Source organism: Candidatus Neomarinimicrobiota bacterium, assembly GCA_030743815.1.
In the GTDB taxonomy this organism is placed as follows: Bacteria; Fidelibacterota; Marinisomatia; order Marinisomatales; family S15-B10; genus UBA2146.
Genome location: JASLRT010000088.1, coordinates 22570 through 31928, shown reverse-complemented (window position 1 = coordinate 31928; position 9359 = coordinate 22570). Strand labels below are relative to the sequence as shown.

At 43.3% G+C, this 9359-nt stretch carries 6 protein-coding genes; all 6 read right to left on the bottom strand.

Annotation, left to right across the window (positions count from 1 at the left end; translation table 11 throughout):
• Positions 1-522: DNA-formamidopyrimidine glycosylase family protein (locus QF669_07240; protein MDP6457225.1), on the bottom strand; the 522-nt coding region annotated here is incomplete at its 3' end.
• 3 nt (positions 523-525) lie between these two features.
• Positions 526-2673 carry a DUF5916 domain-containing protein gene (locus tag QF669_07235; protein MDP6457224.1) on the bottom strand — a complete coding sequence of 716 codons (2148 nt, stop codon included), beginning with the start codon at positions 2671-2673 and terminating at the stop codon, positions 526-528.
• Between the two features lie 44 nt (positions 2674-2717).
• Positions 2718-4046 (bottom strand): phenylacetate--CoA ligase family protein, encoded by a 1329-nt coding sequence (locus QF669_07230; protein ID MDP6457223.1) that lies wholly within the window; start codon positions 4044-4046, stop codon positions 2718-2720.
• Positions 4047-4125: 79 nt separating this feature from the next.
• Positions 4126-5082 carry a uroporphyrinogen decarboxylase family protein gene (locus QF669_07225; protein MDP6457222.1) on the bottom strand — a complete coding sequence of 319 codons (957 nt, stop codon included), beginning with the start codon at positions 5080-5082 and terminating at the stop codon, positions 4126-4128.
• Positions 5083-5154: 72 nt separating this feature from the next.
• A complete protein-coding gene (locus QF669_07220) occupies positions 5155-7215 on the bottom strand; it encodes a hydantoinase B/oxoprolinase family protein (GenBank protein ID MDP6457221.1) in 2061 nt (686 codons plus the stop codon).
• A gap of 22 nt (positions 7216-7237) precedes the next feature.
• Positions 7238-9358: a hydantoinase/oxoprolinase family protein gene (locus tag QF669_07215; GenBank protein MDP6457220.1), complete on the bottom strand. Its 2121-nt coding sequence runs from the start codon at positions 9356-9358 to the stop codon at positions 7238-7240.
• Between the last annotated feature and the right edge of the window lies 1 nt (position 9359).

Below are 9359 nucleotides of genomic sequence, written 5' to 3'. Positions count from 1 at the left end.
ACATTCATCCACATAAATATTACCTAGTCCAGCAATGATACGCTGATCTAACAATAAGGCTTTTATCATTTGCTTTTTACAGTGCAGGTTTGCTATTAGCCATTCAGCGGTGAAAGAATCGCCAAGCGGTTCAATACCAAGTTTTTTATCTAGAAAATCCTTTGACCTGTAATAATAAAACCGACCGAATTTCCTTGTATCCTCAAAGACTAACTGTTGTCCATTCTCTAATTCCATGCTGGTGGATATATGTTTTCCTTCAGTTTTACCATTAGCAAAATACAGCTTACCAGTCATTCGTAAGTGGATTGCAAGAATATCTTCATCAAAGGAAAGCACAATAAATTTTCCTCTGCGGTGAACGTTGGTGATATTTCTTCGAATTAGGTTATCTAAAAAATCTTTTTTTGAAAAGTTGTGCATTACTTTAGGCCAGTACACATTAATATTTATGAATTTCCGTCCTACAAGTTGATCCTTGATGGATGAGACTACTGTTTCAACTTCGGGAAGTTCAGGCACAGTTTAGTTGAACCAGTAAGATATCTTGGCTACCAGCGCTTTGTCTTTGGTGCGGAAATCAGCCGGGTAAGCATTATTTGTATAAACAATAAACAGATCGGATACCGGTGCAAAACGCCACTGAAAACGCAAATTCACATTAACGTTATCAGCTTGATCGTTATATTGAACAAAAGTGGTGAGGAATAATTTATTAGTGAAGGTTAGATCCAGCCGCGGCCCAATCAATAGAAAGGCCATACTTTCAAAAGGCTTAGGCAGATTAATTTTGTCATAAGTTGTAGATATGGATAGGTTTACGTACGGTTGTATTCGATAAATAATTTCACTATTGAGAGAAAACTTGTTTCCGTTATAGTAACCTCCGTACCGAATATTGGAAGTGAAATTCAGCGTTTTTCGAGCATCTGATTCATAATCAAGCGAAAATTCATTCCAGTTGTATGCACTGCCGGTAGCAAGTGTATCGCCACCCGTATTTGTTGGGTCAAAAGGTTCAAGTAATTTTACAAAACCGCGTTCTAGTTCTGCTGACAACTTGCTCCGGTCTAAAAAATTTATTATGTATTTTAATTCAAGTTCTCGATCCATTGTTTTGAAGTCTTCATCCAATACATTATCAAATTTAAATGTTGGTCCATGATTAAGTATTTTTCCTTCATTGGGGTAAAATTTGTATTCTAAATGTGGTCCAAAACGGTGGAACCCTGTCCGCTTTACAAAACCTACATCAGCTTGGAAATCTGCGCCGACAAAAGAATAGCCAATATGGGCAGATATTATGCCGTTATTATATTTGATTGAAGTTGCTGCAGCGAAAGCATTATCTCCAGCATTTTTGTATATTGCCTGGTGAAAAAAAGTTTTCCCCGTCCAAAGGTTGTCCGCACTGGCTAGGTTAAAATCAATACCGCCAACCCGGTTATACGAATTTTCGCTGCCATTTGTATTCTCTTGCAGGTCAGATTCCTTATTTACTAGGAATATGCTTAAACTGGAACGTGTAAGTATCTTTCGCTGCAGTGTTGCTACAGTAAAGTTACTGGCGGGAGTTTCCTCATTCGCATCGGTTTGCATACTCATGATCCCTAATCGGTAATTTGATCCCAGTTTACCGCTTAGGCGAGCACCACCTTTAACCGGAGTAGCCAGCCCAATCCGCCGGGAGAAAAAAGGACGAATATTCTCACTACCTAGGCTGGCGAAAAGATCACTATTCTCCAGAAAAAACTGCCGTTTTTCGGGAAAGAACAATTCAAAACGATCCAGATTTGTTCTCTGTTGGTCTACTTCTACCTGCGAAAAATCCGGATTAATGGTCAGGTCCAAATTTAATGAAGTGGATAATGTTACCTTTGCATCTAGACCGCTATCCACATCGCTATCCGCTGGGGTGCCTGCATCAATATCTTCTGACCCTTGACCGGAAAGAAAAGGAATTATTGAAAATCGGGTTCCTAGTTTCGGAGGTGGTTTATCCCATTGCAGTGTACCAGTGAAGGCCAGGGTAGAATGTTTGAATTGTCGCGGTACAGGTGCCCAGGCAGACTTTTCATTTTGGAGCAATGAAAAACGACCGAAATTAATGCCCCATTCATCAACTCCATCCTGGTAGCGAATACTGCGAAATGGAATTGCAAATTCTGCCACCCAATGATCATCATGTTTTTTTACGGCGGAATACCATTTGCAGTCCCAATCCAGTGAAACATCACCGCCATCTGCTTGTATGCCATCCCATTGCGCTCCTGCGGCAGAGATCCCAAATGCAAAGCCGTTGGTTTGATCATTGTAGGTATCCATGAAAATGATGAAATTATCATTTTTTGGAAAACTAAAATCTCGGCGCAGTGATTCTACAGGACGTTTACCAAGTACCTTGTCGTAACAGATAATCCCTACAAAAAGGAGATCATCATTGTAGGCCAGTTTTACTTCTGTCTTCGTAGTAGCCAGGCCAGTATCAATGGGTGTTACTCTAAAAAAGTTTTTTGCTGTAGCAGCATTTTCCCAAACTGTTTCACTAAGTTCACCATCAATAACGACTTCTTCATCTGTTGCGGCAATATCAATCCGGAAAGTAGCGCGATTAACAGGTTCCGACTGGGCTTGCAGTAAAGAAAATCCTATTAATATATATAATCTTTTCATCAGACATTCATTTCGTTTTTTTAATCTTTAATGTCCTTTAACAATCATTTGTCCTCGTAGGCCTTCTTGACCAGTTTTGCTTTATACTCGAATTTAGGTAATGTACCCGGAGGTACTAATTCGACGTTTGAGCTAAAAATAAGTTTTTTTCGCAACAGTCCTTCTATGCCAGCTTTGAGTTGACTCAAATCACCCGGGAATTCGCCGTGCTCTACCTTTATTTTCATCGGTGGCTTAACAGACGGGGGCGACTCTTGAAGAAGGATTTGAATCTCACTGGTGACTCTGGGGGCCAAACCACCTATTACATCCCTTACAGCGGAGGGGTATACATTCACCCCGGAAATGATGAGCATATCATCTGTTCTACCGATACATTTTATACAATAACCTGTCCGACCACATTCGCAGGAGGTTTGTGTAACCACGACATGGTCCCGAGTTCTAAAACGAATGAGAGGTTGGCATTCCCGGTCAAGAGACGTATAAATCATCTCACCTTCTACACCTTCATCAATCTTTAACACCTCTCCCGTGTCAGGTTTAATAATTTCCGTATGACACGATCCTTGGCCCACGAAATGCATCCCATTTTTGTATTCACACTCAGCCCACATGAGGCCAAGCATATCCCCATTGCCCATAGTTTCTCGGACATCCGCCCCAAAAGTCTCTTCGATCTGCCGGCGGACATGCGGAATTCCTGCGCCGGGTTCACCACCAAGCATGAAACCTTCAATTCCGAGTGTCCGAGAATTTATCCCATTATCCTTGCAATAATTGCTGAGATAAAGAGGGAAAGAAGCTGTAGCCAGCAGGTAATTAGCGCTTAGATTCCTTAATGCCCCGATGAGTCTGTCGGTAGCACCGACGCCCACGGGAACAAGGGTGGCACCAAGATTCTCAATCGCCTCGCCATAAGAGGCCGCAATAAAGAACGTTCCGATGGGAAGTGGAACAATGTGATGAGGCCGCATGCCGCATGCCCACATGGCCCTATTAGATGTTTCCCGCCAAACGCCCCTATCGTGTCTGGTCAGCCCGATGTATGTAGGTGTTCCTGTAGTGCCGCTAGTGGAATAGATCCGGATGACATTTTCGATTTCTGTAGCGGCATGTTTTCCCAAGGGACGTGTTGTCGCTTGACTTTCTCTCAGTTCCTGTTTCTCTGTAAAGGGGATTTTATGCAGGTCTTCAATCCCTTTGATCTCTCCCGGCTCAATGCCGGCATTACTAAACTTTTCATCATAGAAGCGTGAGTTTCCCCATATATACTGCAGTTCCCTCAACAGGGCCTTTGATTGTATTTCTTCATACTTATGAAACGGCAAAGTCTCCATTTTCTTGTTCCAGTACTTACGGTATTGTGTCATCTATTTATCCGCTTTTTATGACGGAGGTGATTAGCCGTTTTTGGTGCGAAAATATAATTACTTATCTCGGTGTTCTGATTCAAATAGTTTTGCTCTTCAGCAAATCTCTAATGGTTTGAATTCCATTAATAATTTGCTCCCTATCAACATTATTGGGGATCTCTCTATCCGTAATTAGTAAAAAAAGCCGGGATGATTTTACCAAACTCATAATGTTATGCTCTGTCAAATACTGTTCTATATTTTCACGGCTTTCTTGAAGCAAAGGAATAGGAAGGGCAATTGAAACCTTATTGAAATTTTCTGTCGCCTCAGGTATATACCGGGGTGAGAGAACAACACCGTTAACAATTTTGCTAATGTATCCCATATTCCTCGGCTGAAACTGTTCAACCATAAGCAGTGTTGAAATTTGATAAAAATTAGCTGTATTCAGCACTGGTGCATAGCTCCTATGCAAAACTTTTATAGTGTTTTCATTTAATAATGGCATTGTCTTCTCTTGGAAAATAATAAGATCAATACCGGCGTCACCGAGAGCTTTAGTCATAGAGAGTGTGGCTTTTGATACAAGATTGATGAAATTCCCTTGATTTAAAAGTTCACTTGTTTCCTTACCAGTCAATTGAGATGCAAGCGTTAGCGGGCCCGGCAACAGGCACAACAGGATTGTATCGGGGAGCAGTATTCTGAGTCTTTTCGTTACTTCAGTGGCAGTCGTTATATATTCTGTCTTGGGTAATTCCGATAACGCAGCAACAAAGTTGTCCGTTAATTTATCCAGCTGTTTTACCAGAGGAGGTTTATTATCTGTTATTTTGGACCCCAGGGATTCGGCTATGAACATCGTATCGCCATAACAGACAACACCATCAACTTGAAAATAGTTTTGAATTCTACGAAGGGAGTTTGACAGTTTTGTCGGATCGCTTAAAAATTCTTTTAGAGGAAGATCTTCGAGGATAGCCCCGAAAGAAAAAATCAGAGGGATAAAAAGATTGCCTTCTTTGAGGCGGTCTTTTTTAGCTCTAGACACAAGATTTCTCTAGCAGAAACGATAACAACAATTTTGGTCTTATTACGCTAATCTGCTAAAGAGAATTAAACTCTAGGGCCTAAAAGGTGGCTCAATAATTTCAGCGTCGGGCCAAGTTCCATAGAATTTCAAAAGGGACTCGTCCATTTTTTGTGAAAGCCAATCAGTTTCAAATTCATCGTAGGGTTTCGCTTGTTTAATTCTAGCTTGACGCTCTTCCTGCCGATTGGTTTCAGTGCCTTCTTGATCCAGTTTCATCGTTTCCGGATTGTATTGAGCTTTATACACATTCTGCGCTGACCAGTCCGAAATAATCTGATCTTTAATGTCCTGGATTACCAGTTCTGGATCTCGTTCTAATGGATCACCATAACCCGCACCCCCAGTGGCAAAACCAAAGGTGATCACGTCATTTTGATTAACAGGGCGGGTAGAGCGTCCGAAAAATTCATTCTGCCAATCCCCACCAATACTTTTTTCTTTAAGCATTGGGAATAGCTCCAGACTAAAACCATTGCCTTCTTTCAACTGTTCCATAAGGTCAGCATTAGAGATGCTAATACCAGGAACTGTGCAGGGTGCATATCCGCCAAATAAGGGTTGTGGGGTTTGAATTTTACTGTTATCGGAGATAGCCATAAAGAATAAATATGGTACGTGGTGAGCCACCCAGATCTGGACAGTTCCCACTCCTCCTCGGTATTTTCCATGTCCGCAAGAATCTTTCCAGTGATTGGAAAGTGGGATAAACAATGGGAATTCGTTTTCCATTTCTTCGATATCTGGTGTGCGTCCATAAACACACCAAGGGAAACCAAAAGCATTCACACCGTCCATTTCCGGTCTTCCTCCTTGCCCTTCACTGTTTAGGGAGTATGCCAGCATATCTGCAAAAGGAAGGTTCCACTGTGAAAGTCCGGCGACTACCATTGCATTTCCAGCATTCCCCTGAGAAGCTGAAGCCTGCCTCCACATGTTGTCTGTACTAAACATCATCTTGCCAAAAACATTATGCACCCCACTCATGATTCCAGTGGCAATCATTACAGAACAACTGGTTGCTGCACGCACATCAGGATTGAGGCAACTACCGGGAGGAAAAACAAAATCAATGGGCGAAAAAGTAGCACTGCTAATCGGCAGATCATGGAATACATATTCATAAACGTAATTCGCAACGTGTCCGACTGCTGCTTGTACATGCGCATTGTAGGAATAGGGATTTTCCGGAGATGTACCACTAAAATCCATTGTCAGCGAATCACCTTTTTTTTCCAAAGTCATATAACTGTTCCGTACCAAGCCAACCTCAAAACCAACGCCGTCTCCAAAATTAACGCAAGTGTATTTCCCGTCCGCCCAACTGCTGATTCTCTTACGTGCACCCTCTTCAGCCACTATTAGCATTTTTCGGAACAGGCCAACCACATAATCGCGCCCCCGTTCCTCGGCAAGTTCAACGATTCGTTTTCGTGAACGATCTGTGGAAGTTGCACGGGCTTTCAAATCAACTACCAGCATTTGCGGTGCCCGAATACCAAAGGCACTAATTGTTTCTACAAAATCTTCACGAATTACATAGTTTTCCCCGATTTTTGTTGGAGGACAGTTAAGGCCTTCCATAAAGCGAGATGTTGCGTTGATGGGCATTCCGCCAGGTTCACTTGCGCCTGTTTCCGTGGTATGAACAGCAGCTCCGGTCCAGGCAATCAGTTCTCCTTCATAAAAGACCGGCATCAGTACTACTTCGTCCGGATTGTGAATGCCCCCGTATAGGGCATCATTGGTAAACCAAATATCACCCTCTTTTATGCCTGGATTGTCCTGGTACGAATTAAGAATAAACTTGATCAGTATAGGCTGAATGATGGCATGTAGATACGTTCCGCAACTGGCATTCGCCAAGTCGCCATTGGCAGTAAAAATAGCAACCATGGAGTCCCCCGCAATTCCCATCATGCTACGCGAAGAGCGAACAAAGATTTCCATCGCCTCATCTAAAATGTTGTTGGTGCGCTCAAAACCGACCTCGTAATCCCCTGGTCCCAGCGTATCAACGCAACGCAGTTCGTCCTCATTTGGGGGAACCACTTTAATCATTGCTAATTTTTCTTCGGCTGTAGGAATGGCCATTTTTATTTCTCCTTGTTAGGTGTTAGGCTCGTTCGATCTGGACAAACAAATGTTCATCAACACTGCAGACGAAATCTGGTGGTACTACTAATGTAGTATACTCCGATTCCAAAACAGAAGGCCCGGCGATTTTATTACCCGCTTTGAGTTTTAAAAGATCGTAAACATTGCTTTCCTCGAACCCTCCGTTGCCCCAATAGCACGGACGTTTTGTTTTCAGGGCTTCCGATGGGTCCGGACCAGCAACAGGATAATTCGGAATAAGGGGCTCTTCTGCGGGAATGGAAGCTGTGAGAACAAAGCTCTCAACATAAACCCCACCATCCGGATGACATACAAGCGGACTAAAGGATTCACTAAATTCTTGTTCAAACTCGTTGTAAATGGCCTCCATGTCTGTCTCTGATTTCACACCCAATACGGGAGAATTAGAGCGTTTCCGATGTACCTGCCCACCATAAAGCATATCTAATTCTAATTGAAATACTGCATCATCCACAGGCATCCCTTCCCCGGTAAGTTCTTTTTTTGCTCGCTCAATGAGTGAATCCACTACATTGTTGAAATCTTCATAATTCGTGTTGAAGTTCCGGGTTCCGGGTTCCATCAGCATATAGCGTCGGGAATTCTCATAGATATGAATTACGTCCATCACTGAAGAACCATGTGCTGAAAAAACTGGTGAGTATGGGAAAACTACCGCGGATGGAATGTCGCCCATATATCCTGCCACATGCGTTGGGCCACCGCCGCCAATGGCAAAAAGAACAAAATCCTTAGGGTCATAGCCGCGCAAATGTATTTCCTTACGGATAGCGGTGCCCATGTTTCCGTCCACAATCTTACGGATCAATATAGCAGCATCTTCTACAGATACTCCAAGGGGATCAGCAATTTTTACTTTGATGACCTCTTCAGCTTTTGCTTTATTCAGGAGCATTTTCCCACCAAAATAATAATCTTCATCAATATAGCCCAACACTAGGTCGGCATCTGTTACTGTTGGCTCCTCACCGCCTTGATCGTAGCAGGCCGGCCCAGGATATGATCCGGCACTTTGTGGCCCGACTTCGACCCGGTTACCAAGCAATTTATTAACTGAGGCAATCGAACCGCCGCCGGCGCCGATAGACATAGTTTGCAGCATAGAAATACCAACCATCCAACGATCCAAAATAGGGCGGAAATCATAGTTGCGCACACTTTGCCCCACTACCAAACCAATATCAAAACTCGTACCACCAACATCGCAGGCAATAACATTTTTATAACCAAGCCCTTGAGCTAACTTTTGGGAACCAATCAAAGCGGCTACCGGCCCAGCACTGTAGGTGCGGACAGCATCAGTTTTGAAAACTTCTGCCATACCTCCGGAATTATGAACCATCATAAACGGCCCTTTATATTGGTAATCTCGAAGACGATCCCACATCGCCGCAAGTTCCATTTGCATGGCCCGGAAAAGATAAGCATCAAGAATAGCAGTCATCGAACGCTGATATTCTCCAGAGCGACCAATCACATCACTGGCCAGCACAACTGGCATGTATCCGAGGGTGTATTCCTTATACTCATCCCGGATAATTTGCTTGATCCTTTGTTCGTGCTCAGGATTTGCCGGAGACCACAATAGTGAGACCACAAAACCGCGCACCCCAAGATCTACCAAATATCTCACTTTTTGACGCACATCTTTCTCATCAAGAGGGCGGACAACCTGTCCGAAAGAATCAACCCGCTCCTTCACACCGACAATCAGTTCCCGTGTAATTAGCGGTTCTGGTTTATTTTGTGGAGCAAGGTTTCGTCTTTCCGAAACACGAGTACCATCCACCCATTGCGCACCCTTGCCAATGAGTATCGAATCCTCATGTCCCTCGGTTGTGATCAAACCTAAACGTGGCCCTTTCCGCTCGATTAGACGATTCATGGCAACAGTGGTAGAATACCGCACCAATCCCACATCGGGCAAGAGTTCTTCGGGTGCCATTTCCAGTTCTTTTCCGCCTTCTTCAATCACGTTTAGGAAACAAGCCGAAAGGTCATGGGGGGTGGTCGGTGTCTTTTTGAAAATCGTTTTCCCGTTGTAGTTCAGCACCATATCGGTGAAAGTGCCGCCCACATCAATATCAATAGTGTTCATT

Bases quoted from the DNA above. Each gene is read 5' to 3' on its own strand.
- QF669_07235 (MDP6457224.1), bottom strand. From the start codon at position 2,673: ATGAAAAGATTATATATATTAATAGGATTTTCTTTACTGCAAGCCCAG.
- QF669_07230 (MDP6457223.1), bottom strand. From the start codon at position 4,046: ATGACACAATACCGTAAGTACTGGAACAAGAAAATGGAGACTTTGCCG.
- QF669_07220 (MDP6457221.1), bottom strand. From the start codon at position 7,215: ATGGCCATTCCTACAGCCGAAGAAAAATTAGCAATGATTAAAGTGGTT.
- QF669_07215 (MDP6457220.1), bottom strand. From the start codon at position 9,358: ATGAACACTATTGATATTGATGTGGGCGGCACTTTCACCGATATGGTG.